This is a genomic window from Winogradskyella sp. 4-2091 (assembly GCF_045765065.1).
Taxonomy (GTDB): domain Bacteria; phylum Bacteroidota; class Bacteroidia; order Flavobacteriales; family Flavobacteriaceae; genus Winogradskyella.
The window spans coordinates 13,291-39,047 of sequence record NZ_JBJKOD010000009.1; the positions used below are offsets into that span (position 1 = coordinate 13,291).

20 protein-coding genes are annotated in these 25,757 nt (G+C 32.2%); 13 read left to right on the forward strand and 7 right to left on the reverse strand.

The window, feature by feature from the left end:
• The first annotated feature begins 86 nt into the window (after positions 1-86).
• The 7 genes from ACJBCC_RS12405 to ACJBCC_RS12435 all read left to right on the forward strand — a co-directional run bounded on the left by ACJBCC_RS12405 (position 87) and on the right by ACJBCC_RS12435 (position 7,851).
• Positions 87-815, forward strand: coding sequence for a type III pantothenate kinase (locus ACJBCC_RS12405; RefSeq protein ID WP_299101939.1), 729 nt, complete (start codon positions 87-89; stop codon positions 813-815).
• Positions 815-2,134 (forward strand): hypothetical protein, encoded by a 1,320-nt coding sequence (locus ACJBCC_RS12410; protein WP_299101938.1) that lies wholly within the window; start codon positions 815-817, stop codon positions 2,132-2,134. The genes ACJBCC_RS12405 and ACJBCC_RS12410 overlap by 1 nt, the downstream gene beginning before the upstream one ends.
• Before the next feature lie 16 nt (positions 2,135-2,150).
• A complete protein-coding gene (locus ACJBCC_RS12415; RefSeq protein ID WP_299101936.1) occupies positions 2,151-3,521 on the forward strand; it encodes a tetratricopeptide repeat protein in 1,371 nt (456 codons plus the stop codon).
• Complete coding sequence (gene lptC / locus ACJBCC_RS12420) at positions 3,521-4,075, forward strand: LPS export ABC transporter periplasmic protein LptC (RefSeq protein WP_407557339.1); 555 nt, start codon at positions 3,521-3,523, stop codon at positions 4,073-4,075. The genes ACJBCC_RS12415 and lptC overlap by 1 nt, the downstream gene beginning before the upstream one ends.
• A gap of 37 nt (positions 4,076-4,112) precedes the next feature.
• A complete protein-coding gene (locus ACJBCC_RS12425) occupies positions 4,113-4,304 on the forward strand; it encodes a hypothetical protein (protein WP_299101933.1) in 192 nt (63 codons plus the stop codon).
• Positions 4,305-4,307: 3 nt separating this feature from the next.
• Positions 4,308-5,597, forward strand: coding sequence for a hemolysin family protein (locus tag ACJBCC_RS12430; RefSeq protein ID WP_299101931.1), 1,290 nt, complete (start codon positions 4,308-4,310; stop codon positions 5,595-5,597).
• Between the two features lie 106 nt (positions 5,598-5,703).
• Complete coding sequence (locus ACJBCC_RS12435; RefSeq protein ID WP_407557340.1) at positions 5,704-7,851, forward strand: SurA N-terminal domain-containing protein; 2,148 nt, start codon at positions 5,704-5,706, stop codon at positions 7,849-7,851.
• Between the two features lie 89 nt (positions 7,852-7,940).
• Here the strand turns inward: ACJBCC_RS12435 and ACJBCC_RS12440 are convergent, their stop codons facing one another.
• Both ACJBCC_RS12440 and ACJBCC_RS12445 read right to left on the reverse strand, forming a co-directional pair.
• Complete coding sequence (locus ACJBCC_RS12440; protein ID WP_407557341.1) at positions 7,941-8,873, reverse strand: GYDIA family GHMP kinase; 933 nt, start codon at positions 8,871-8,873, stop codon at positions 7,941-7,943.
• Between the two features lies 1 nt (position 8,874).
• Positions 8,875-10,191: a hydroxymethylglutaryl-CoA reductase, degradative gene (locus ACJBCC_RS12445; protein ID WP_407557342.1), complete on the reverse strand. Its 1,317-nt coding sequence runs from the start codon at positions 10,189-10,191 to the stop codon at positions 8,875-8,877.
• A 239-nt stretch (positions 10,192-10,430) separates the two neighbouring features.
• Here ACJBCC_RS12445 and ACJBCC_RS12450 point away from each other — a divergent pair, with 239 nt between their 5' ends.
• The 4 genes from ACJBCC_RS12450 (at position 10,431) to ACJBCC_RS12465 (ending at position 17,040) form a co-directional block, all read left to right on the forward strand.
• On the forward strand, positions 10,431-12,632 hold the full coding sequence (locus tag ACJBCC_RS12450; RefSeq protein WP_407557343.1) for a S9 family peptidase: 2,202 nt from the start codon (positions 10,431-10,433) through the stop codon (positions 12,630-12,632).
• 47 nt (positions 12,633-12,679) lie between these two features.
• Positions 12,680-14,239 (forward strand): peptide MFS transporter, encoded by a 1,560-nt coding sequence (locus tag ACJBCC_RS12455; protein ID WP_407557344.1) that lies wholly within the window; start codon positions 12,680-12,682, stop codon positions 14,237-14,239.
• A 45-nt stretch (positions 14,240-14,284) separates the two neighbouring features.
• Positions 14,285-16,405, forward strand: coding sequence for a peptide MFS transporter (locus tag ACJBCC_RS12460; RefSeq protein WP_407557345.1), 2,121 nt, complete (start codon positions 14,285-14,287; stop codon positions 16,403-16,405).
• Positions 16,406-16,491: 86 nt separating this feature from the next.
• A complete protein-coding gene (locus ACJBCC_RS12465; protein ID WP_407557346.1) occupies positions 16,492-17,040 on the forward strand; it encodes a thioredoxin family protein in 549 nt (182 codons plus the stop codon).
• 13 nt (positions 17,041-17,053) lie between these two features.
• On the opposite strand, the gene ACJBCC_RS12470 is transcribed toward ACJBCC_RS12465, so the two are convergent.
• The 4 genes from ACJBCC_RS12470 to surE are packed head-to-tail and all read right to left on the reverse strand — an operon-like array spanning position 17,054 to position 21,572.
• Positions 17,054-19,084 carry a ComEC/Rec2 family competence protein gene (locus ACJBCC_RS12470; protein ID WP_407557347.1) on the reverse strand — a complete coding sequence of 677 codons (2,031 nt, stop codon included), beginning with the start codon at positions 19,082-19,084 and terminating at the stop codon, positions 17,054-17,056.
• 32 nt (positions 19,085-19,116) lie between these two features.
• The gene (locus tag ACJBCC_RS12475; protein WP_299101914.1) at positions 19,117-19,626 is read right to left on the reverse strand and encodes a C40 family peptidase; all 510 of its coding nucleotides are present in this window, start codon (positions 19,624-19,626) and stop codon (positions 19,117-19,119) included.
• A 17-nt stretch (positions 19,627-19,643) separates the two neighbouring features.
• Positions 19,644-20,759: a lipid-A-disaccharide synthase gene (gene lpxB / locus ACJBCC_RS12480; RefSeq protein ID WP_407557348.1), complete on the reverse strand. Its 1,116-nt coding sequence runs from the start codon at positions 20,757-20,759 to the stop codon at positions 19,644-19,646.
• Between the two features lie 39 nt (positions 20,760-20,798).
• Positions 20,799-21,572 (reverse strand): 5'/3'-nucleotidase SurE, encoded by a 774-nt coding sequence (gene surE / locus ACJBCC_RS12485; protein ID WP_407557349.1) that lies wholly within the window; start codon positions 21,570-21,572, stop codon positions 20,799-20,801.
• A 172-nt stretch (positions 21,573-21,744) separates the two neighbouring features.
• On the opposite strand from surE, the gene ACJBCC_RS12490 reads away from it, so the two are divergent.
• Together ACJBCC_RS12490 and ACJBCC_RS12495 are read left to right on the forward strand one after the other, a co-directional pair.
• Complete coding sequence (locus tag ACJBCC_RS12490; protein WP_407557350.1) at positions 21,745-23,886, forward strand: carboxy terminal-processing peptidase; 2,142 nt, start codon at positions 21,745-21,747, stop codon at positions 23,884-23,886.
• A gap of 64 nt (positions 23,887-23,950) precedes the next feature.
• Positions 23,951-25,045, forward strand: coding sequence for an ABC transporter permease (locus ACJBCC_RS12495; RefSeq protein WP_407557351.1), 1,095 nt, complete (start codon positions 23,951-23,953; stop codon positions 25,043-25,045).
• Here the strand turns inward: ACJBCC_RS12495 and yihA are convergent.
• Positions 25,042-25,656 carry a ribosome biogenesis GTP-binding protein YihA/YsxC gene (gene yihA, locus ACJBCC_RS12500; RefSeq protein ID WP_299101903.1) on the reverse strand — a complete coding sequence of 205 codons (615 nt, stop codon included), beginning with the start codon at positions 25,654-25,656 and terminating at the stop codon, positions 25,042-25,044. The genes ACJBCC_RS12495 and yihA overlap by 4 nt on opposite strands.
• Positions 25,657-25,757 lie beyond the last annotated feature (101 nt).

The following is a 25,757-nucleotide window of genomic DNA, read 5'->3' on the forward strand; positions in this document are numbered from 1 at the left end:
GGGTGCAAATATAAATGCATTTTTATTATTCACAAAAAGAATTTACTAAAATTTCATTTTATAAATTTGTAAAATATAAAATACATATGAATCTTATTGTAGATGTGGGAAATACGTACGTTAAGTTTGCTGTTTTTAATAGCAAAAATTTAATGTGTAAACTGAGTTTTGAGCTGAATGAGTTCAAAAAACAATATAAAAAGCTCAAAAAAAGTTACCCAAAAGTAGATAATGCCATTATTTCATCGGTTGGTTTTTTGTCAAAAACTGATATTGAAGTTATAAAAACTGATATGCCAGTTATTGAACTTAGCTCAAGGACAAAAATGCCATATAAGAATAGGTATGCTACACCTCAAACTTTAGGTGTAGATCGTATGGCTTTGGCTAGTGCTTCTGCAGATCAGTTTCCTAATAATAATGTTTTAATTATAGATGCTGGTACATGCATAACTTACGATTTTGTAAATACAGATAATGAATATTTGGGTGGTGCAATTTCTCCAGGAATAAGGTTGCGTTATAAAACTTTAAATAATTTAACAGCAAACCTTCCATTGTTAGATTCTAAAATGCCAGAAAATATTATTGGTGACTCCACAGAATCATCAATTCATTCTGGTGTCATTTTCGGAGTAATTAAGGAAATAGATGGAATAATTGATCAATATATGGCTGATTATTCGGATTTAACAGTTATTTTAACAGGAGGAGATACCAAATTTTTGTCAAACCAATTAAAAAATACCATATTTGCGAATTCAAATTTTCTTTTGGAAGGTTTGGATTTTATACTCGAATATAATTCAAAATAATGATAAAACGATTCATTGTAATTTGTATTACAATTATTAGTTCTTCTGTTTTTTCTCAACAAGGAACAGGTTCTCCATATTCATTTTATGGAATTGGGAGTTTAAAGTTTAGAGGTACAGTTGAAAACCGAAGCATGGGAGAAATGGGAGTTTACTTGGATAGTATTCATTTAAATTTAAGAAATCCTGCTTCTTACGCTGGCAAAAATATTGACGCTAATCCCTTCAACGGAGAAAGTAGACCAATTAAATTTTCTGTAGCTGGTACGGCCTCTAATAGTACTTTAAATAGCGATTCTGAAAAAGCTAAAACAAACAGTACAATTTTTGATTATCTAGCTCTATCTATTCCAATAGGTAAGTTTGGTGTTGGGTTTGGTATATTGCCTTATACATCTGTAGGTTACAGATTAAATGATGTTGATGATGATGGTGATGTATTAAATCGTTATAATGGTGAAGGCGGAATTAATAAGGTTTTTGGAGGCTTAGGGTATCAGGTAACGGATAAACTAAGTATTGGTGTGGATTTTAACTATAATTTTGGTAATATTCAGAATACGGCAGTAGAAATAGCATATACGAACGAAGGAACTATTGCTCAGTATCAAACTAGAGAATTCAATAGATCGGATTTACGAGGATTAAACTTAAATTTTGGTTTAGCTTATAAAACCATGATTACGGATAAATTAGAATTGTCTACAACAGCAACATACGCTCCAGGGAGTGAGTTGCAATCTGAAAATGAAAGAACGTTTTCAACAGTGACCTTAGATACCGAATATAATGTCACTAGGATTTCGAATGTTATTGAAGCTGATTTAGAAGCTGAGAATCTTAAAAATACAGAGCTTACCTTACCTTCTCGTTTTACGTTTGGAGCAGGAGTTGGTCAACCAAAATCTTGGTTTGTAGGAGCAGAATATACATTTTTAAATACTAGTGAATTTTCTAATCCCGTTTTTTCTGATACATCAACAACCTATCAAGATGGTTCTCAATTTTCACTTGGAGGATTCTATATTCCTAAGTATAATGCTTTCTCGGGTTATTTTAATCGTGTAGTTTATAGAGCAGGAGTTAAATTTGAAAACACAGGTTTAGTTATAAAAGATGAGCCAATAAATGAGTTTGGCATATCTTTTGGACTAGGTTTACCAGTTGGAGCTCGAAATTTGTTTTCTAATGCTAATTTAGGTTTAGAATTTGGAAGAAGAGGAACAACAGAGAAAAATTTAATCTTAGAGAATTTTGTAAACTTTAATGTTAGTTTATCTTTAAACTCTAGATGGTTTCAACAAAAAAAGTATTACTAATAAAATTAACTTAAAAATGAAAACGAGAATTACAATACTGGTATTAGCCCTTTTTATGAGTGTTAACTTGAGCTTTGCTCAAGATGATAGCCAGGAAGAATGCATGACGAATCTTTCGCTTTTTGACGGTTACGTAAAAAGTAAAAAATATGATGATGCCTATGGTCCTTGGAAAATAGTAAGAGAAATGTGCCCTAAATTTAATAGAGCGATTTATGCACATGGAGAAAAAATCTTAACACATAAAATTAAAAACTCTACAGGTGAAGAGCAAGTGGCTCATATCAATGATTTAATGTTATTACACGATCAAAGTAGAGAGCATTTTGAGTCTAAATATGATCTTGCAGACGTTTTGGTTGATAAGGCGAATTTAGCTTATAAGTACAAGAAAGAATTGAATAAGACTGATGAGCAAGTATATGCTATGTTTGATGAAGCTTACACAAAGGATGCTAAAAACTTTAGTGACGCTAAAGGATTATATTCTTACTTTTCATTAGCAGTAGATTTATATGATACACAAAAACTTACAGCGCAGCAGATGTTTGATAAGTATGATGATGTAAACGAAATTATTGAAGGAATTATTGAGTCTAATACAGTTAAGTTAAATAAGTATGCGGCTAAAGAAGAAGCAGGAGGAACACTAACTAAAAAAGAGGCTAATCGTAAAGCAAGTTACGAATCTTACATTAATGCTTTTGAAACTAAAATTCTACCAAGTATGGATCAAAAACTTGGTGAAAGAGCAACATGTGAAGTTTTAATACCTTTATATGAAAAGGATTTTGAAGAAAATAAAGAGAATGGGGTTTGGTTACAACGTGCAATGAATAGAATGTATGCTAAAGGATGTAAAGAAGATCCATTATTCTTAAAATTAGTACAACAGAAAAATACTATTGAGCCTAGTGCAGATACGGCATATTACTTATATGTATTAACTGGTGAGCAAAAATACGTAGATCAAACAATTGCTTTATCTACAGATCCTTTAAAAAAGGCAAAATTATATAAAGGTTTAGCACAACAATTAAAGGCTAAGGGAAGTTATAGTAGAGCAAGACAGTATTACATGGAGGCTTTAAAATTAAATCCTTCGGATGGATCACCTTATTTGGCTATAGCAGCAATGTATGCTAAAAGTGCAAATAACTGTGGAGATACCAACTTTAATAAAAGAGCTGTATTTTGGTTAGCAGCTAATGAAGCTGAAAAAGCTGGTAGAGTTGATGGTAGATTAAGATCTGCAGCAGCTAAAACAGCAGCAAGTTATAGAGCAAGTGCGCCATCTAAATCAGATATATTTTCTTGTAGCTGTTCAGGTACTGTAATTAAAATAGGATGTTGGATAGGTCGCTCAGTAACGGTTCCAAAAGTTTAATGACAAAACAAAAATTACATATTATTAAAAACTTAGTCACAGCAATTGTTGTGACTTTGTTTTTTTCGTGTACCAACGACTTTAACGAGGTTCAAAAGGTTGGTGTACACCAAAATCAACCTGTTGGTGAAGCGAATAATATAGATTTAAAATACACGAAATTTGTTGATGATACCGTTAAGTTGATAGCCAATTTGTTAAGTCCTAAAATGTTAGATTACTCCAATAGAGCGTTTGGTTTTTCAGAATTTCCTGAAGGTATAGAATTAAGAACTTATGATGACGACGGTAATCGTACAACTATAACCTCTAATTACGCCATACACTATCCAGATACTAATATCATCGATTTACAAGGTGATGTAAGGATTGTAACATCCGAAAAAGACACTTTGTTTACAGAACAGCTATACTATAATCAGAAGTTAGAGTGGTTGTTTACAAATGAACCATGGAAATACGGAACATTACATGGTATAGGATTTGATTCTGATAAAAATTTCGAGAATTTTCAAATGTTAGAAATGGGTGGCGAGTTTGAGCTTGATAATTAACTATCTTTGATTAATAAATATTTTGAATAATTAATAAATGAAAATTCTAAAATTTTTTCAATACGCTTATATTGTTTTAGCAGTGCTTTTTCTATGGGATGCTGTATCTAACTGGTCAGTAGCTAGAAATAGATCTTATACATCATTGTTTTTTGTGGTGTTAATATTATTTGTCTTTTTTTTTAGAAGACGCTTTAGTAAAAAGATTGAAGACCGAAATAAAAAGTAATATATGACTCTAGATATAGTCATTATTATATCAACACTTATTCTTTCAGCCTTCTTTTCGGGTATGGAAATTGCTTATGTGTCTGCTAATAAAATTCATATTGAATTAGAGAAAAAACAAGGCGATTTTTTAGGTAAAATTTTAGGGAAACTTACAGCAAGACCATCAAAGTATATTGCCACAATGCTTATCGGTAATAACATTGCATTGGTAATCTATGGTTTTAAAATGGGGGAAGTTTTGGTGCATTGGTTTGAGTCCTTGTTACCATCAGATAATACAGCAGTAACCTATTTATTAACAGATTTACAGCTGCTAACCCAAACTATAATTTCTACTATTGTAATTTTGGTAACAGCAGAGTTTTTACCCAAAGTGTTTTTTCAGATTTATTCTAATTCATTATTGAAGGTATTGGCACTTCCAACGTACATATTTTATATATTGTTTTCTTGGATTTCTGATTTCGTAATATGGATTTCAGATGCAGTTTTAAAATATATCTTTAAAACCGAAGGAGAAGATGTGGTATTGGCAATGACCAAAGTAGAACTTGGTAACTACATTAGTGAGCAAATGGAATCGGTAGAAGATCATGATGACGTAGATAGTGAGATTCAAATTTTTCAGAATGCCTTAGAATTTTCGGATGTAAAAGCGAGAGAGGTCATGGTGCCGCGTACAGAGATAACCGCTGTTGATATCTCAGAGTCTTTAGAAAACTTAAGACAATTGTTTATTGACACAGGTAGAACCAAAATTATTGTTTATAAAGACAATATAGATGATATTTTAGGATATGTACATTCCTTTGAATTGTTTAAAAAACCTAAATCTATCAAGTCCATTATTATACCTGTAGGATTTGTACCAGAAACTATTTTTATAAAAGATGTTCTAAATATTTTAAATAAGAAACGTAAAAGTATGGCGGTAGTCATTGATGAGTATGGCGGAACATCTGGTATAATGACAGTTGAGGATATTATTGAAGAGCTATTTGGTGAAATTGAAGATGAGCACGATACTATTGAGATGATTGAAGAACAAATAGATGAATCTACCTATAAATTTTCAGCAAGGCTTGAAGTAGATTACATTAATGAAACCTATAAATTAAATCTGCCAGAAAGTGAAAACTATGAAACTTTAGGCGGTTTAATAGTTAATGCAACGGAAGAAATACCACAAGAAAAAGACGATGTTCAAATCGGTAATTTTAAATTCACAATTACAGAAGTTTCGTCAACCAAGATAGATGAGGTTGAGCTAAAAGTGCTCGATGTAGATTAATAGATTAGTAACACTTATAAAAACTACGTTACTCCTTTTATTATTTACAAGAATATACTATTTTCGCAGACTTATTTACACCAAAATAAACTATATATAAAAGACTATGGCAGTTTTAAATAAAATTAGACAACGATCATTGATATTAATATTTGTAATTGCAATGGCATTATTTGCTTTTGTAATTGGAGATTTATTCAAAAATTCAAGTGCATTTTCTGGAGGATCACAAGACGTGGTTGCAACTATTAATGGGCAAGACATTAATCGTTTAGATTTTCAGCAGAAGGTAAAGAACTATCAAGATGGTTCAGGAGGAAGACAAACATCTACTCAAGCAATGAATACAATTTACAGTCAAGAACTTCGTAAAATTGTATTACAATCTGAATTTGATAAATTAGGATTGTCCGTAGAAAAAGATGAAATGAGAGATTTATTGAAGAATAGCTTTTCTTCTTATCCAGAATTTCAGGATGAAAACGGAAGTTTTGATGTTAATCGTCTAAATGCTTTTATTTCAAACTTACAAGACTTAAACGGAGGAGCTGCACCATTAGGTAACTTTATGGTAAACTTTGATAGTTGGGTAAACAATGAGCAATCTATCGCTGCAAACTCAATACAACAATCATATTATAATATGATTAAAGCAGGAATAAGCACTACAATTTCTGAAGCTGAAAATGATTATTTTGGTGATGCAAAAACTGTAGATGTACGTTACGTACAAATTCCTTATACAACTATTGCAGATAGTTTAGTGCAGGTTTCTAAAAGTGATATTCAAGCTTACATAAATGAACATAAAGATACTTACGAAACAGAAGCAACAAGAGAAGTTGTTTACGTAGAGTTTAAGGAAGAAGCTTCAAAAGCAGATGAAGATGCTATTAAAGCTGGTTTATTAGAATTAAAGGCTGATAAGATTGAATACAACGAGAGTAGTAAAAATGAAGAAACTATTCAAGGATTTGATAATGCTAGTAATATTGAAGAGTTTGTAAATACAAATTCAGATATTAAATATAATGATTCATTTTTGAGAGCAGCAGAATTACCTTCTGTAGCAAAGGATACGTTATTAAAATTAAACGTAGGTGATTATTACGGACCATATAAAGATGGTGAGTATTATAAATTATCTAAGATTGTTGCTAAACAAGAATTACCAGATTCAGTTAAAGTACGTCATATCTTAATTCCAAATATTGGAGGTCAAAGAGCAGATGCGTCAGTGACAAAAACTCCAGAAGAGGCTAAGAAAACAGCAGATAGTATATTAGCAGCGATTAAAGGAGGAACGAAGTTTATGGATTTATTAGAATTATCTTCTGATAAAGTAAGTAATGAGCAAGATGGAGAAATAGAATTTGATTACAGAGCAGGAATGGCTCCAGAATTTAAGGCGTATGCTTTTGATAATAAAGTTGGTGATATTGATGTAGTGCAAACGTCATTTGGATATCACATTATTGAAGTATTAGAACAAAAGAGTTATAATAACACCTTAAAGATAGCGACTATTGCAGATAAAATTGAACCATCTGACGAAACGTTACAAGCTGTGTTTAACAAAATGTCTAAGTTTGAGATTGCAGCAAAAGATGGCGATTTTAATGAATTAGCTAAAGAAAAAGAATTAACAGTTAAGCCTATTTCTTTTAAAGCTTTAGATGAGAATATTCCAGGTTTAGGAAGTCAAAGAGAAGTTGTGCGTTGGGCGTTTAATGAAGATACAGAGACTGGAGATTATAAGAATTTTGCAATTTCTAATTTCGGATTTATAGTGGCTAAAGTTGTTGAGAAAAAAGACAAAGGCTTAATGAGTACTGAAGATGCATCAATCACTGCGTTACCTATTATTAGAAATGAGCAAAAAGCGAAATTGATTCGTGATAAAATAACAGGAACATCAGTTGCAGACATTGCAAAAAATCAAGGATTAAGCCCTAAAAGTGCAGCGGCAATCACATTAAAAAACACTACGCTTTCAGGAGCAGGTGTTGAGCCTAAAGTTGTAGGTGCTGCTTTTGGATTAGAGCAAGGTGCAACATCTAAGCCAATTGATGGAGAAAAGGGTGTTTACGTTGTAGAAGTAACAAAAATTACAGAAGCTACCAAGTTGGATAACTATTCTGCAATAATGAATAGATTAAATAACGAGCGTCGTGCAGCAGCACAAACTGCAGTTTATAAAGCATTAGAAAATGCTGCAGAAATTGAAGATAATAGAGCAAAGACGGTTTATTAACCTGAATATTTTTTATATATCAAAAGGCTTTACAGAAATGTAAAGCCTTTTTTTATGAAAATGATTTTGAAATCTACAGATTTTAATTTTTATAAAATCATATGGTCATACGGAATGACAATGTCTAATCCCTTAGATTTAAAATAAGGCGTTGGATCTTGCGCTGAAGTAACCAATACAAAATCGCCTCCCCAAGCACCTAGGCTCTTAATAGCACCATTAAAATCGCTAAATAACCTTAACTTAATAGGTTCTTGCTGTATGAGGCTAGAGATAATTGTTTCGTGTTGTTCAATTAAACTGTTAAACTCAGAAAGTGATTCTGAAGCAATCAACTTTTTGGTAATAGTATTGATTTTTATAATTATTTCAGGATTAAGATTTCCTAATTTTTTATATGCAGCAATGCCATCTCTACTATTTTGTTTCTGATTGAGATACACGAAATAAAGATGTTGTTTAAACTGCGGTTGAAAATCTACGGTTACTACTATTGGTGTTTTATCTTTTTGAAGTTGAAATGTTATAGCACTGTTATTTTGCGCACAAGCGATATCATAACCACTACCTCCAAATGTTTTTTCTAATAGTTTATAGGCGTCAACATTTCCCCAATCAGCCATATTATTAATTAAGGTTGAAGAAGTGCCTAAACCCCATAGTCTATTAAAATCTTGGTGCGTTTTAACATCGTATCCTTGATCTAAATGCAAAAATTCAGGATTGAAACTTCTAATAGAATGTAGAATCTGTATTAAGCGTTCTGATATTTCATTATTAGTTTTAGCTCTAATAATTAGTGCGTCTAATGAATTTTCAATTAAAAATTCGTCCTCATACCAAATGGTATTTAGTTCATTATAGCTTTTCCATGTAATTATATTAGAATCATTAGGCGTAATTTCTAAATTCTGTCCGTATTTTGTGGGAATCGCTAAACTGTTTGCACCATCTAATACGGCATACTCTCCAGTAATGAGTAATTTGCCGTTGCTTTTATATATTTTGGTTTCCTTACTCAATTTATTTTCTTAAGGTCTCAATGGCCTCAACTACCAAACTATGTGTGACTACGTTTGTTTTAAAATGCTCTATAAGCTTTGTTTTTTCGGCTTCTGTAGCTTCAAATTGGTTTAAGATGTTCATTAAGTGCATTTTCATATGTCCTTCTTGAATGCCTGTTGTGGTAAGCGATTTTACCGCGCCAAAGTTCTGAGCTAATCCAGCAACCGCAACAATTTGCATTAAGTCTCTAGCAGACGGTTTTTGTAACATTTCTAAAGCAAACTTAACTAAGGGATGTATGCTGGTTAAACCACCAACGGTTCCCAATGCTAAGGGAATTTCAATCCAGAATCTAAAAACTCCATTTTCAACGGTACAATGTGTTAAGCTAGAATATGTTCCTTCTTTTGCGGCATAAGCATGTACACCAGCTTCAACAGCTCTAAAATCATTGCCTGTAGCTAAAACCACGGCATCGATACCATTCATTATACCTTTATTATGTGTCACAGCTCTATAAGGCTCAATTTCAGCAATGCTAACAGCTTGCTTAAATTTTTGCGCAAACTCTTCAGGATGAGGTATGTCTTTACTTTTTAATTCTTTAATCTTACAAGAGACTTCTGCGCGCACTAAACATTGAGGAACGTAATTAGAAAGGATACTCATTATAACGGTAATATCTTTTTCCTTAGCATCGAATGCTTCGTAAGTCGAAGCTTCGTATTTCAGTGTAGTAGCAAATTGTTCTAAACAGGTATTGATGAAATTTGCTCCCATGGCATCCATGGTTTCAAAGGTAGCATGCAGTTGATAGTAATTTGGAACATCCTCAGATTTATCTCGTAATTCAATATCTAAGATTCCACCACCTCGTCGTTCCATACTCTTTGTTATGGTAGCCGTTTCGCTTATTAATTTAGGTTTTACATAATTAAAAAAGATTTGAAGTTTTTTAAAGTCACCTAAAAACATAAAATGTACCTGCCCAATTTTTTCAGTAGATAATACCTCTGCTTTAAAACCGCCTCGCTCTAACCAAAACTTCGCTGCTTTGCTAGCTGCTGCAACAACCGAACTTTCTTCAATTGCCATTGGAATGGTGTAATGACTCCCATTAATTAGAAAATTAGGAGCTACACCTAATGGTAAATAATAATTGGTAATGGTGTTTTCAATAAACTCATCGTGAAGCTTTTGTAGTTTATCATCTGTATTCCAATAACCTTTAACAAGCGCTCTTGCGTTGGTTTTATCATTAAAATACGTGTCTAACAGCCATTCAATCTTATCGGATTTAGACAGCTTTGAAAAGCCAGAAATTGTATTTGGCATCTTAGTTTTTAGTTTAGTAAAAACAAAGATACTAGGATTGGTATAAAATGTGTGCATAATAGGCTGTAAATGCCGATTTACTGTTAATAATAGCGATTTTTTGCATAATTTTTAGTAAACTTGACATTGCTTTATTGAAATAAGAATTTTATGAAACTTACATGCTAAAAATAGAATTTGAGGTCGTGTTATTAACAACCTCAAGCCTGTAATTTTTAAATATAATTAAACACAAATCCATGATTTTTAGACGTTTTGCTGTAGTTTTTACATTTTTTATCACTGCTTTAGTTTTCTGCCAAGAAAAACAAATTACACTCGAGGAAATTTGGGGAGGAAAATTTAGAACTTCAGGAATGCAAGCTCTGCATTCAATGGCTAATGGAAATCAGTATTCGGTTTTAGATTTTAATAGAGTTAGTAGAACGACTACTATTGATATTTACGACTATGAAACGTTAGAAAAAGTGAGCACTTTAGTGTCTTCATCTGATATTGCAGAGATTCAATACTTTATTGATTATAAGTTTACTAAGGATGAGTCTAAAATAATTCTTACTACAAAGTCACAACCTGTTTTTAGACATTCCACGCTAGGAGAATACTACATTTATGATGTAGCTTCTAAAAAAGTTACTAAAGTATCTGACGATTTAGTGCAAGAACCAACGTTGTCTCCAGATGGTACAAAAGTAGCTTATGGCTATGATAACAATCTTTACGTTAAAGATTTAGAATCGGGTAAAATATCACAGATAACTACAGATGGCGAAAAAAATAAAATCATCAATGGTATAACGGATTGGGTTTATGAAGAGGAATTTGCTTTTGTTAGAGCCTTTGACTGGAATGCTGACAGTAATCAAATTGCATTTATAAGATTTGATGAAACTGACGTGCCAGAATTTTCTATGGACGTTTACGGTTCAGATTTATACCAGACGCAACATGTTTTTAAATATCCAAAAGCAGGTGAAGCTAATTCTAAAGTATCACTGCATTTATATGACTTAGGATCAGCAAAATTACAAGAGATAAAGGTTGAAAAGGCTTATGAAGATTTTTATATACCTAGAATTAAATGGACTAATGAATCAAACGTACTAAGTGCGCAATTTATGAATCGTCATCAAAATGAATTAGACCTTTGGATGATAGATACTAAATCAATGACATCTAAAATTGTTTTAGCTGAAAAGGATGATGCTTATATCGATGTTACGGATAACCTAACCTTTTTAGATGACCATAGTTTTATTTGGACGAGTGAAGACGATGGGTTTAATCATATTTATCATTATGCCAAAACGGGCAAATTAATAAATCAGGTGACTCAAGGAAATTGGGAAGTAACAAATTATTATGGTTTTAATGATAAAGCAAACACTATCTATTTTCAATCTACCGAAAACGGATCGATTAATAGAGATGTTTATTCAATAAAATTAAATGGAAAAAGTAAAAAACGTTTAACTGAAAAGGATGGTACTAATGCTGGTTCATTTAGTGCAGATTTTACGTATTTCATTAATACATTTTCTAGTGCTACAACGCCTCAAGAATACACGTTGTATAATTCAAAATCAGGAAAAATTGTAAAAAACATTAAGGATAATAGTGGTTTAGCCAAGACATTAGAAGGTTATGTAATGTCTAAAAAAGAGTTTAGTACCATTTCTGTGAACGGAAATGATTTAAACATATGGATCATTAAACCTAAAGACTTTGATGCTGCCAAACAATATCCTTTGTTTATGTATCAATATTCAGGTCCAGGTTCTCAACAAGTAGCTAATCGTTGGAATGGTGCAAATGATTACTGGTATCAAATGTTAGCGCAGCAAGGCTATATAGTTGTTTGTATAGATGGTAGAGGAACTGGTTTCAAAGGTTCGGAATTTAAAAAAGTTACTCAAAACGAATTAGGGAAGTATGAAGTAGAAGACCAAATAGAAGCAGCAAAACAACTAGGTAAATTAGATTATATTGATGCTTCGAGAATAGGAATTTGGGGCTGGAGTTATGGTGGCTTTATGAGTAGTAATGCTCTTTTTAAAGGAAATGATGTCTTTAAAATGGCGATTGCTGTTGCACCTGTTACAAGTTGGAGATTTTATGATACAATTTACACAGAACGTTACATGACAACGCCTCAAGAAAACCCAAGTGGTTATGATGAAAATTCGCCAATTAATCATGTAGACAAACTTAAAGGCGATTTCTTACTGATTCACGGATCTGGAGATGATAACGTACATGTACAGAATACTATGCGAATGGTGGAAGCTTTAATTCAAGCAGATAAGCAATTCGAATGGATGATCTATCCGGATAAAAACCACGGCATATATGGAGGCAATACTAGGCTTCATTTATATAAAAAGATGACCAATTTTATCAACAGAACTTTAGGTGATAAAATTATATCAGACAAAGAATAACATCTTTGCGAGTTAAAATAAAACTAATTAACACTAACTAACAAATTATGTCAACTGCAATTAAACAAGCGCATCAAAAGGAGCTATTTGGACATCCAGTAGGTTTATACGTATTATTTTTTACAGAAATGTGGGAACGTTTCTCCTATTATGGGATGCGAGCCTTATTAACACTCTATTTAGTTGAGAAGACTACTGCAGATAATCCTGGTTTAGGATGGTTAGATTCGGAGTCAATAATGCTTTATGGATGGTATACCATGTTAGTATATGTAATGTCTATTCCTGGCGGAATGATTGCGGATAAAGTGTTAGGGCAAAAGAAAGCGGTACTTTATGGCGCATTAATATTAGTTGCAGGTCATGGTATTTTAGCTTTTGATGAAATGTGGGCTTTTTACACAGGTTTAGCTCTTATTATTTTAGGTGTTGGTTTACTAAAGCCAAATATTTCAACTATGGTTGGTGGTTTATATAAACCTGGAGATATTAGAAGAGACAAAGGATTTAGTATTTTCTATATAGGAATTAATTTGGGGTCGTTACTAGCAACTTTTATTGTCGGATATGTTGGTGAACAAATTGGTTGGCATTATGGCTTTGGATTAGCAGGTATTGCCATGCTGTTAGGATTAGTTGTTTATTTATATGGACAAAAATATTTAGTTTCTGTTGGAAATAAGCCTACAGCCGAAGACAAAAACTCTGATGTTTCTATTGGTAAGCTTTTAAGTGATTTATTAAAGTCTCCAATTAACCTTGGAATTGTTGCGTTGATTATGGCATATGCTGTATATGCAGGATTTACTTATAATGGTGTTGATAGTTGGGGTTACACGGCATTATATATATTTATTGCTGTTGTAGCTGGAATCATGATGATGATTTATAAAAATTTAGAAACTCAAATATCTAAAGATCGATATCTTGTATTATTACTCTCATTTTTGATAGTTATAGTTTTTTGGGGAGCATTTGAACAAGCAGGTGGTTTAATGAGTATTTACACGAAAACAAATACAGACCGCGTATTATTTGGTTGGGAAATACCTGCGACTTGGTTTCAAGGTTTAAACGCTGGTTTCATTATTATTTTCGCTACGTTAGTTGCGGGTTATTGGGCCAAACGAAAATTGAAAGGTAAAGAGGCATCTTCATTATTTAAGATGGCAATTGGTACGATGATAATGGGTCTTGGTTTCGTGTTTATGATATTTGCAGCTGCTGAGTTTAACTCAAAAGGCAGCTCTGCAATGTATTGGTTGGTGTTGGCTTATTTATTCCATACAATTGGAGAGTTATGTTCATCTCCTGTGGCATTATCGTTTATAACAAAATTAGCTCCTGTAAAATATGCTTCATTGATGATGGGTGTTTATTTTGCGGCAACAGGACTTGGTAACAAAGTCGCTGGTGTTATTGGAGAATCTGCTTCAGAATTTGGGGAATATGCTATATTTTCTGGAATAACGATATTCACTGTTATCTTTGGAATATTGGTAATCTTATTACTTAAACCTTTAAAACGTTTAACGCATGGTGCAGAGGACAACGAAGTAGAAATGCATGATGATGAAGCCGAAGGTTTCGAATTAGCTGATAATTAAAATAACTAACGCTTAAATAATTACTCCTAACTAATTAGTATTTATATGAATACAGATATTGAAAATCTATTTAAAGACAAAGTTTTAGGGCATCCTGCTGGACTTTTTGTGCTATTCTTTACTGAAATGTGGGAACGTTTCTCCTTCTACGGAATGCGTGTTTTACTAGTTAATTTTCTTACCATGGCAGCTATTGGCTATAATCCAGGTTGGGAATGGACAGTAGAAAATGCAGGTGCGCTTTTTGGTACATACGCAATGCTACTTTACATTACTCCAATTATTGGAGGATGGCTTGCAGATAAGTACACAGGTTATAGAGCAGCAGTTATTATTGGCTCGCTAATTATGACAGCTGGCCATGCCTCAATGGCACTAGAAACAGAATTTTCTTTGTATTTTGGTTTGGCCTTATTAGTTATTGGAACAGGATTCTTTAAGCCTACTATGACGTCTATTATTTCTGATATGTACAAAACGCATCCAGAGAAAAAAGATGGCGCTTATACCATTTATTATATGGGAGTAAATGCAGGTGCGTTTTTTGGTATGATGCTTTGTGGTTATTTGGCAGAAAAAGTAGGTTGGGCTTATGGATTTGGATTAGCAGGAATCTTTATGCTTTTAGGAACCATCCAATTTTGGTTAGCAGGTCCTTTATTCGGTAAAATAGGAGCGAAGCCTTCTAAAGTACATGAGGTAGAGTTACCTCAAAACATTAACGAGGAAAGTGTTGAAATTACAACTGAAGAAAAAGAGGAACGCCCTAATCCGTTTACGACCTTAGATAAAATTTTAATTGCTATTTCTTCAATCATTGGACTTGGTTATGCTATTAACGATCCAATGTCTAAGATAGCAGGTATCGATATGTTCTCATTTTTACAAATAGGTGAATTTGAAGGTCAATATACAGCAGTATTATTTGCATTGGGATTATTCTTAATATTAGTAATTAGTCGTATATTAAGATATACAGCTGTAGTAAGAGATAGAATGATTGCATTTATCATTTTTGCATTTTTCACGGTATTCTTTTGGATGTCTTTTGAGCAAGGAGCATCATCATTAGTAATTTTTGCTAGAGATAATGTAGATCGATTATTAAGCGGAAGTTCAGCAACGATATTTAATATAGTGAATACATTACTTACAGTTGTACCATTGATTATCATTTCATACGTTCTTTATATTTTATGGAAGAAAACGTTCAAGAAAATACCTGGTTCAAATATTGTATTAGTAGTCTGTTTTGTGTTAATGTGGGGAATTGTAGGATGGATGTTAAATAGAGATTTTAACACTACAGCTTATGATGCAAGTTACAGTGCAATTGAGCAACCAGAATTAGATGAAAAAGGTGTTCATGTTAAAAATGATAAGGGCGTATTACAGTTTAAATATATACCTGTGACTCAAAATACAGTTACTGAGCCGTCCCAGAAAATTGTGACCAAAGTAATTACTGTAGGTGAGCCATATGCTGATTATAAAGTAGGAGATAGAAAAATTATCATTAATAAAAACAAGGAATTAACCGAGTTTTCTTTTGTTTCTTCAAATGAAAAATTAGAAGAACTTAAAGCTCATGCCTCAAGCATTGGTAGAGATAATGGTTTTGTTGATGCTACTATTACAAAAGTAAGAGACAACGAAGTAGAAATCACAGTTTCATGGTTTAGTATTCTTAATTCATTCTTCATCATTGTATTTGCATCATTCTTTTCTAAATGGTGGGAAAGTAAATACAACCCAAGTGCAGCAACTAAATATGCGCTTGGTTTATCTACAATGGGACTTGGGTTTGGATTATTGGCTTTTGGTGCTTTTGGTCTTGTAGATGGTGTTAAAGTGAGTATGGTCTGGTTGATATTAGCATATCTATTCCATACACTTGGCGAACTTTGTTTATCTCCTGTTGGTTTGTCTTATGTGAGTAAACTAGTGCCTGGCCGAATGATTGCGTTAATGTTTGGTATGTGGTATTTAGCAATTGCAATTGGAAACAAATTGGCTGCAGTTGTTGGTGGACAAATTGAAAATATTACAAAAGAGTATAGTTTATCTACATTCTTCTTAATTTTTACTATTGTGCCTGTGGCAGCGGGTCTATTAATATTTGTTTTAAACCCAGTATTAAAGAAATTAATGCACGGTGTACGTTAAGACAAATCGTTAAAAATTTATAAAATGCTCCTATTTAGGAGCATTTTTTGTAAGTTCGGATCAGTATTTGCAACAAATCAACTATGATGAAAAAAATAAGTTTAGGACTCATTGCAATTTTTGCTTTTTCAATATCAGCAATTGCACAAGATATTAATTGGTTAACTATGGAAGAAGCCTTAGAACTTCAGAAAAAGGAACCTAAAAAAATTTTTATGGATGTATATACCAATTGGTGTGGTCCATGTAAAATGTTAGATAAGAATACATTTCAAACAAAAGATGTGGCTGCTTACATTAATGAGCATTATTATGCCGTTAAGTTTAATGCTGAAGGTAATGAGGAAATAACGTATAAGGAAAAGACATATACTAATCCTAACTATGACGAATCTAAAGCAAATAGAAGAAATAGCGCACACGAGTTTTCTCGTTTATTGCAAATAAGGGCATATCCTACAATGGTGTTTTTTGATGAAGAAGGAAATGTAATTGCACCTATTCAAGGTTATCTTAAGCCGCAACAATTGGAGTTATATTTAAAAATCTTTAAAACTGATAAATATAAGGATATGACTACTCAAGAAGAGTTTAGTGAGTATGTAAAGACTTTTGAGGCTGAATTTGAAGAGTAATTAAAGTACAGACTTACTTAATTATAAAAGCTCCCTTTTCATTGGTTTGATGAAAAGGGATTTTTTTATGCACGCAAGTTTCTTTCCAACGTTTAAGATAAGATTTATAATTACTAGCATCTGCAATTATTTTTTGAGGTTGTAAACTGTCTATGAGTCTATTTAAGTTTAGTTTAGGAGAATTTCTTAGTATAATATAGTTTGGTTTAAACGTTAGGCGTTTATATACGGCTAAGCTATCTATAATTAAGATGGTTTTATTTTTAAACTGATACACTGGCCTAAGATTATTAGTTTCAATTTTGGTGATGGATCGGCCTACTTTATAATTCTTTATCACATAATCAGATTTTAGTTTAGTAGAATCTAAATTATGAAATAATCTCAATTTGTCATTAAATTTTTCTCCTATAATGGTATGTCTGCTTTTATTAAAAACTACAAATTCATTAGTTTGAGTTTCATGTTTATTATAAAAATTCAAAAATTGGAACCCCATTATGCCTATTAAACTTAACACAACCCATTTATACTTTCTTGTTTTGTAAACTTGAATTAATGCTATAATTATAAGATAGGTTGTGCTAACTTGAATTAAAATAAAGGGAATATCTCTAAGCAAGAAGTATTCGAATTGAGCAACCCAAGCTATAAAACTATTTAAACTATCAATAATATAACTGTAAGTCGTAACAATGGGCTGAGGTAATAAATCAATTAATGCGAGTAAAATAATTAGCAGACCAAACCCAAGGATTAACCCTAAAAACGGAATAATAACCATATTAGAGATGAAAAATAGACCAGGAAATTGATGAAAATAAAATAAACTAATAGGGACTACACCAATTTGTGCAGCTAGCGTAACTGTGAAAATTTGCCACAATTTATCTGTTATTATATATTTTGGTTGCCAAATTTTATAGATAATTGGTTGTATGCTAACGATACCTAATACGGCTAAGTAGCTCATTTGAAAACCAACTGAAAACAAAAAAGTAGGCTTAAATAATAAAATTACAAATGCTGAAAGAACTAAGGTGTTGTAGATGTTGGTTGGTCGTTTGAGATGCATAGCAATGCTAATGATACTGAACATTGTAACGGCTCTTGTAACCGAAGGCGATAAACCTGCGATAACGGCAAAACACCACAATATAATGACTAAAATAAATGGCCTTAAAAAGTGGCCGTGTTTTAGGTAAAGTAGTGGACTAAAAATAAAATTCAAGATCCATAAAATGATTCCAACATGCAATCCAGATACAGCCAGAATATGAATAGTTCCAGAGTTAACATAATTATTATAAACAGTTTTGTCAATGGTTTGTCGCTGACCAAGTAATAATGCATTCATAATACTGAGTGCATCGCTTTTAAATCCTGCTGTTATTAGTTTTCTGTTGATTTTAGTTCTTAATTGGTCTGCATATCCATAGATTGTAGAGTTATCGCTAGAGAGCGGAAGGATGTTTGAATGATTAAGATAAGCTTGATGATAAACCTGCTTTAACTCTAAATAATTACTATAATCAAACTGAAATGGGTTTAATGGTTTTTGAATAGGTTGAAGTTTTAAAGATGCGTACAAAACATCATCTACATTGTATTGTTTCACTAAACTATCACGCCTAATATTTATTAATAATCGCCCTGTAGTTTCTTTTTTATTAAATGAGCTTATAGCTACAATATATTTAAAATTGTAAGTGTCTGGTTTTAATCGCTCTTCAATTTTAAAAGTTACATTATTATAGTTTTCTGAAGAATTATAATGTGTGTAATGCTGAGGTCGTAGTGTGTCGTCTTGCAGCTGATACGATATCATTCCTACACCAATCATACTAAGGAATGCGAGACATCCAAATAGAGGAGAACGATTTATTTTAGATTTTAATTTGTACCAATAAAATCCAACAAGGATAATTAAGCTAATGGTAATATATAAAGTTGCGTTGAAGCTTGGCTTCAGGTAGTGGGCTAAAATTATACCTAAGACTAAACAAAAGGTTAGCTTTATAAATGTAAAATTTAGTAACTTCATGATAATGAGTCACTAAGATATGTAAAATGTTTTTACAAAACGCGCCTAGCTTGTACAAATGAGAAATACCAATACTTTTCTGCTAATGAAGAGGTCATTACACCTTTACTACTAGAAGCATGTATAAATTCCACATTGCCAGTTCTTACTCGTGTTACAATGCCTACGTGGTTGACACTTCTACTATTCTTTTTAGTCGCAAAAAAGACTAAATCACCAACATTAACTTCTTTTAAGTCTACCCAATCACCAGTGCTTTTTAGTCCAGATGTAGTTCTTGGTAAATTAATATCGTATTTTTTATAACTTGTAAAAATTAAACCAGAACAGTCCATACCTTTTTTTGTAGTACCACCATATTTGTAGCGTGTGCCATTAAAAGTTTGTGCGTATTTAACAATAGATTCTGCAGCTTTTGTTGGTTTATTCGTAGTATTAACCTTTACAGTGCGTGTTTGTTTCTTTTTATTTGGTGCAACCTTTTTTGATTTACAGCTAGAAACTATAAAAAGCAAGAATATAAATGGTAATATTTTTTTCATCTATAGTAGTTTCGGTATCAATCGTTTTTAATAGCGTTATATATTAATTTAGCAGTGTTCTCACTAGCACCACGACCACCAAGCTTTTGCTCTAATTCGTAATAATCTAAAAAGAGTTGCTCTCGTTTTTTAGAATCTAGAATTGTAGTTAATTCATTCTTCAATCGTTTAGTATTTAAATCACCTTGTATTAACTCAGTTACAACTTCACGATCCATAATTAAATTAACTAGTGAAATATATTTAAGCGTAATTATTCGTTTAGCAATTTGATAAGAAATGGAGCTTGCTTTATAGCAAACGACCTGCGGTACTTTAAATAATGCAGTTTCTAAAGTAGCAGTGCCCGAAGTTACTAATGCAGCAGTTGAGAGACTCAATAAATCGTATGTTTTATTAGAAATAAACTTAATGTTTTTCTTCTTTATAAAAGTTTTGTAAAAATTATAATCTTGACTTGGTGCACCTGCAATAACGAATTGATAACCTTTAAAGTCATCTACTAAACTTAACATTACACCTAGCATTTTTGTGATTTCTTGCTTTCTACTGCCAGGTAATAATGCAATTATAGGTTGTGAGCTTAATTGATGTTCTTCTCTAAATTTTTGCTCGTTTACTTGCGGTCTACCCGCAATAGCATCAATTAATGGATGACCAACAAAATTGACGTCGTAATCGTATTTTTTATAAAATGCTTTTTCAAAAGGTAGAATGCAATACATAGCATCAACATCTTGCTTTATTTTTTCCACTCTACTTGCTCTAGAAGCCCAAACCTGAGGCGAAATATAATAATGCGTTTTGTAATTAAGTGCTTTTGCCCATTTCGCAATTCTAAGGTTAAACCCAGAATTATCAATAAAAATAATAACATCTGGTTGAAATTTTTCAATATCAGATTTACAAAATTTAATATGGCCTAAGACTTTTCTGAGGTTCAAAATCACTTCAGCAAAGCCCATAAATTGGCGCTCTTTATAATGCATTACCATTTCTCCACCAACCTGTTGCATAAGGTCGCCTCCCCAAAATCTAATTTCAGCTTGCTCGTCGCGTTCAATTAATGCTTTCATGAGATTTGATCCATGTAAATCACCAGAAGCTTCCCCAGAAATGATATAATACTTCATTAGTTCAGAGCTATGTTTACATTAAGTATTTTTGTTCTTTTACCCATTGAGTTTCCAGGTATTTAATTTCTGTATTGTGTGATGCGCAGTTAAATCAAAATGAACAGGTACTACAGAAACATAACCGTTCTCTAATGCCCATTCATCAGTGTCTTCGCCTTGATCCATATTTACAAATTTTCCCGTTAACCAATAATAATCGCGTCCCATTGGGTTGGTGCGTTTGTCAAATTCTTCTTTCCAATTTGCTTTAGCTTGTCTGCAAATTTTAATGCCTTTAATAGCCTTTTTTTCAAGGTTAGGTAAATTTACATTTAAAACTACGCCATCAGGTAGACCATTTTCTAATACTTCATTAGTGATTGTTTTAATAAAGGATTTTGTGTGTTCAAAATTGGCATTCCAATTAAAATCTAATAACGAAAAACCAATCGCTGGTATACCTTCAATTCCGGCTTCTAAAGCAGCACTCATTGTACCAGAATAAATAACGTTTATAGATGAGTTTGAACCATGATTAATACCAGACACACAAATATCTGGTCGTCGGTCTAAAATCTCATTAACTGCGATTTTTACACAATCTGCAGGAGTGCCAGAACAACTATATTCTGTTTGTTTACCATCGATAACCACTTTTTCAATATGAAGTGTAGAATTAATTGTAATGGCGTGTCCCATTGCGCTCTGAGGACTATCAGGAGCCACAACAACGACGTAACCAATGGTATTCATAACTGAAATTAAGGTTCTAATTCCAGGGGCAGTTATACCATCGTCATTGGTAACTAATATTAAAGGGCGTTTAGACATTTGGCATAAAGTTTTAATGAATTGTAAAAATAATAAAAAGCTACCGTTAATCGGTTATTATTAGGTTTAACAAAAAATTAGTGCGTCTATTTTTTATGGCACGATTTTTTCTTCTATTTTAGTGAAAAATTGAGCACCTACTTAATTAAGAATTAATTAAAACAAAAAGAAAATGAGAGGGAATTATAAATTTTTACTACTTGCATTGTTAATCGCATTTGCCTCATGTAGTTTTACAAGTAAAAAATTTGATGATCCAGATAAGGATAAATTACTAATACAATTGATAACCTATTTGTTAGATCAAGGACATTTTGATCCTAAAGATATAAATGATGATTTTTCTTCACACGTGTTTGATGCCTATATAGATAATATAGATCCATTCAAACGTTATTTTTATGCTTCAGACATCAAAGAATTTGAAGCTTATAGAGATAAAATTGATGATGAAATTAAAGCTTACGATTTAACATTTTTCAACCTTACGCACAACAGGTTGTTGCAGCGAATTGAGGAATCAAAAAAGATTTATGGAAATATTTTAGATAAGCCATTCGATTTTTCAATTGATGAAAGTTATTCAGCGGATTATGAGAAACTCGTATTTGTGAATAATAAGAAAGAGATGAATGAGCGTTGGAGACAGCAGCTTAAGTTCTCTACCATTGCAAATTATGATGATGCAATTGCTCAACAAGTTTTAGATTTAGAAAGTGATGAGTCAGTATCTAAATCAAAGAAATCGGAAAAAGTATTAGAATCTGATGCCAGGATAGCGACAAAAAAATCATTAGATGAACTCTACGATTATATTGAAGATAGACGACGAGAAGATTGGTTTTCTGTTTACATAAATGCAATTGTAGAAGGATTTGATCCGCATACGTTTTACTTCGCACCAGAAGATAAAGAGCGTTTTGATAGAGATATTTCTGGTAAGTTTGAGGGAATTGGTGCGAGATTACAAAAGAAGGTTGATGGTATAATGGTTAATGAAATTATTAGTGGAGGACCAGCATGGCGAGCTAATGAATTAGAAGTAGGAGACCAAATTTTAAAAGTAAAACAAGAAGATGAAGAGGAAGCTTTAAACGTTGTAGGTATGCGTTTAGATGATGCTATTAAATTTATAAAAGGCCCAAAAGGAACCATTGTAACCTTAACTTTGAAAAAGGTGGATGGAACAATTCAAGATATTTCAATAAAACGAGATATAGTGGAATTAGAAGAAACTTACGCTAAATCTTCAACTGTAGATAAAGATGGAAAGAAATTTGGGATAATAAATTTACCTAAGTTTTACATTAATTTTGAAGACTATAACAAACGAAATGCAGCTTCAGATATTAAACAAGAAATTTTAAGATTAAAAGAAGAAGGTGTTGAAGGTCTTGTAATGGATTTAAGAAATAATGGAGGTGGTTCTTTGCAAACAGTTGTAGATATTGCCGGCTTATTTATTGAAGAAGGCCCTGTTGTACAAGTTAGAGAAACAGGAAGTGCAAAAGAAGTACTTAGAGATAAAGATAAATCGATTGTATGGGATGGTCCATTAGTTATACTTGTAAATGAATTGTCTGCTTCGGCTTCAGAAATTTTGGCTGCTGCAATGCAAGATTATAAAAGAGGTATTGTTATAGGAAGTAAGCAAACCTATGGAAAAGGTACTGTACAGACAGTGTTTGATCTCAACCGTATGGTAAGAAATAATACCAATGGAGATATGGGAGCATTGAAATTTACAACTCAAAAATTTTATAGAATTAATGGTGGTTCTACGCAGTTAGAAGGCGTCAAGAGTGATGTTGTAGTTCCGGACCGTTATTCATATATTGATATAGGAGAAAAGGATCAAGAAAACCCATTACCATGGGATAAAATAGATGCTGCAGATTATGAAGTTTGGGAAAATTATTTTGATTATGATTCTACCATCAATAAAAGTAAGGCTCGTATGGCTAATAATGAGCAGTTAAAGTTGATTGATGCTAATGCACAATGGGTAAAGAAAATTAGAGACCGTGAAACGTATTCTTTAAATTATGAAGATTACAAAAAAGAAATGGAAGTCAATGAAGAAGAGGCAAAACGATTTTCTAAGTTGTCTGAGTATCAAACGAATTTAACATTTAGTTCGTTGCCTTACGAAATTAAATTAATGGATGAAGATTCTGTATTAAAAGAAAAACGTGATCGTTGGCATAAGAGTTTAGCAAAAGATGTTTATGTGGAAGAAGCAATCAATGTGCTTCACGATTTAAAAATGGCATACGCTATTAAAACTGAAGTTGTAAATTCTGTAAAGAATTAATTTATAATACCTTTGAGGTAAAGCAACAATTGTAGTAATTGTTATTACAAATTAGGTTATGTAAATGGCAAACAAAAATAATTCATTATCAAGGTTAGCGCTTCAAAAGTTCAAAAAGAACTTTTGGGGCGTTTTTAGTTTAGGACTTATTGCTTGTATAGGATTCATTTCAATATTTGCCTATTTGTTTGCGCCAGATGCTTCAAAGAATGCCAACCAGATGCATTTGTCTATTCATTCTAAATCGCCAGGATTTGAAGTGCAGATGTTAACTATTCCTTCAGGTATTGAATCAGACCAAAATGTCTTCTCAAAATTATTCTTTGGCAAAACAAATACAGATACAGAAATTCCAATTCAGTCTTATAGTGTCAATGGAAATAAACTGATCTATGTAGAATATGCTTCAGATGGATTGCAAGGTCTAGAAAAGCAAATGGATGTATCAAAATTTCCAAAGTCTAATTATAATGAATATATAGAAACCAGAAGCTTTGTTTTTGGTACTGATAAATATGGAAGGGATTATTTAAGTCGCGTATTAATCGGTTCTAGGATTTCATTTTTTATTGGTTTTGTTGCTGTTTTTATTTCATTAATCGTTGGGCTTCTATTTGGAAGTTTAGCTGGTTATTATGGAGGAAAAGTAGATGTGCTTATTATGTGGGTTATTAACATTACATGGTCAATTCCTACTCTATTATTAGTTATTGCGATAACATTAGCATTAGGTAAAGGATTTTGGCAAGTCTTTATTGCGGTTGGTTTAACCATGTGGGTTGAAGTAGCAAGAGTAGTGCGAGGACAAATTATTAGTGCTAAAGAAATGCAATACGTTACGGCAGCAAAAGCGTTAGGCTATAATGATTACAGAATAATAACTAAACATATTTTACCTAATATATTTGGTCCTTTAATAGTGATTTCTGCGGCTAATTTTGCAGCAGCTATTTTAATAGAAAGTGGATTGAGTTTTTTAGGAATTGGAGCACAGCCACCAATGGCAAGTTGGGGAGCAATGATAAAAGACCATTATAATTATATTATTTTAGGTAAGCCTTACCTAGCTTTAATTCCAGGTCTTTGTATTATGTTATTGGTAATGGCATTTATGTTGGTAGGTAATGCTTTAAGAGATGCTTTAGATGTAAAATCTTAATGAGACTTAAGTTGTTCTATCTCGTCGTTAGTGCCACCTATAAATCCTAAAACATCTTCTTGTCCGATATTTTTTGAAGAAGAAGTGACAAAATATGGTGGTAATTCTTCCCATGTTTTAAGTAGTTCTTCACAATAGTCGTTTACATGGCGTTCAATCGCTAATGGTTTTAACTTATCTGCTTTAGTGAAAATGATACCAAAAGGAATACCACTTTCTCCTAAATATTGCATAAACTCTAAATCTATTGGCTGAGGTTTATGTCTAATATCAACCAAAACAAAAGCAGAAACGAGTTGCTGTCTTTGCTCAAAATAATTAGTGATAAATTTTTGAAATTTCTTCTTAGAAGATTTAGAAACACGTGCATAACCATAACCTGGTAAATCTACTAAGTACCAGTTTTTATTGATTAAAAAATGGTTAATCAGTTGTGTTTTTCCTGGTCGTCCAGATGTTTTAGCTAAACTCTTACGGTCAGTAAGCATGTTAATCAATGAGGATTTTCCAACATTACTTCGACCAATAAAGGCATATTCTGGTAGTTGGTTTTTAGGACACTTTTCTACTTCAGAATTACTAACTACAAATTCGGCTGATTTTATTTTCATAGAACTTCCTGCGAAAGCAGGAATCTTTTTAGGTTATACTTTATTTTCATTGAAGATGCTTCTTAGACAAGTGTGTTACTCTACTTGTTAGCATGAATTAA

Excerpts from the sequence above, each read along its gene's own strand:
- ACJBCC_RS12435 (WP_407557340.1), top strand. The coding sequence starts at position 5,704 with ATGGCAGTTTTAAATAAAATTAGACAACGATCATTGATATTAATATTT.
- yihA (WP_299101903.1), bottom strand. The coding sequence starts at position 25,656 with ATGAAAATAAAATCAGCCGAATTTGTAGTTAGTAATTCTGAAGTAGAA.
- ACJBCC_RS12455 (WP_407557344.1), top strand. The coding sequence starts at position 12,680 with ATGTCAACTGCAATTAAACAAGCGCATCAAAAGGAGCTATTTGGACAT.
- ACJBCC_RS12445 (WP_407557342.1), bottom strand. The coding sequence starts at position 10,191 with ATGCCAAATACAATTTCTGGCTTTTCAAAGCTGTCTAAATCCGATAAG.
- ACJBCC_RS12415 (WP_299101936.1), top strand. The coding sequence starts at position 2,151 with ATGAAAACGAGAATTACAATACTGGTATTAGCCCTTTTTATGAGTGTT.
- ACJBCC_RS12450 (WP_407557343.1), top strand. The coding sequence starts at position 10,431 with ATGATTTTTAGACGTTTTGCTGTAGTTTTTACATTTTTTATCACTGCT.
- ACJBCC_RS12465 (WP_407557346.1), top strand. The coding sequence starts at position 16,492 with ATGAAAAAAATAAGTTTAGGACTCATTGCAATTTTTGCTTTTTCAATA.
- ACJBCC_RS12460 (WP_407557345.1), top strand. The coding sequence starts at position 14,285 with ATGAATACAGATATTGAAAATCTATTTAAAGACAAAGTTTTAGGGCAT.
- ACJBCC_RS12405 (WP_299101939.1), top strand. The coding sequence starts at position 87 with ATGAATCTTATTGTAGATGTGGGAAATACGTACGTTAAGTTTGCTGTT.
- ACJBCC_RS12470 (WP_407557347.1), bottom strand. The coding sequence starts at position 19,084 with ATGAAGTTACTAAATTTTACATTTATAAAGCTAACCTTTTGTTTAGTC.
- ACJBCC_RS12475 (WP_299101914.1), bottom strand. The coding sequence starts at position 19,626 with ATGAAAAAAATATTACCATTTATATTCTTGCTTTTTATAGTTTCTAGC.
- ACJBCC_RS12425 (WP_299101933.1), top strand. The coding sequence starts at position 4,113 with ATGAAAATTCTAAAATTTTTTCAATACGCTTATATTGTTTTAGCAGTG.
- surE (WP_407557349.1), bottom strand. The coding sequence starts at position 21,572 with ATGTCTAAACGCCCTTTAATATTAGTTACCAATGACGATGGTATAACT.
- ACJBCC_RS12430 (WP_299101931.1), top strand. The coding sequence starts at position 4,308 with ATGACTCTAGATATAGTCATTATTATATCAACACTTATTCTTTCAGCC.
- lptC (WP_407557339.1), top strand. The coding sequence starts at position 3,521 with ATGACAAAACAAAAATTACATATTATTAAAAACTTAGTCACAGCAATT.
- ACJBCC_RS12490 (WP_407557350.1), top strand. The coding sequence starts at position 21,745 with ATGAGAGGGAATTATAAATTTTTACTACTTGCATTGTTAATCGCATTT.
- ACJBCC_RS12410 (WP_299101938.1), top strand. The coding sequence starts at position 815 with ATGATAAAACGATTCATTGTAATTTGTATTACAATTATTAGTTCTTCT.
- lpxB (WP_407557348.1), bottom strand. The coding sequence starts at position 20,759 with ATGAAGTATTATATCATTTCTGGGGAAGCTTCTGGTGATTTACATGGA.
- ACJBCC_RS12495 (WP_407557351.1), top strand. The coding sequence starts at position 23,951 with ATGGCAAACAAAAATAATTCATTATCAAGGTTAGCGCTTCAAAAGTTC.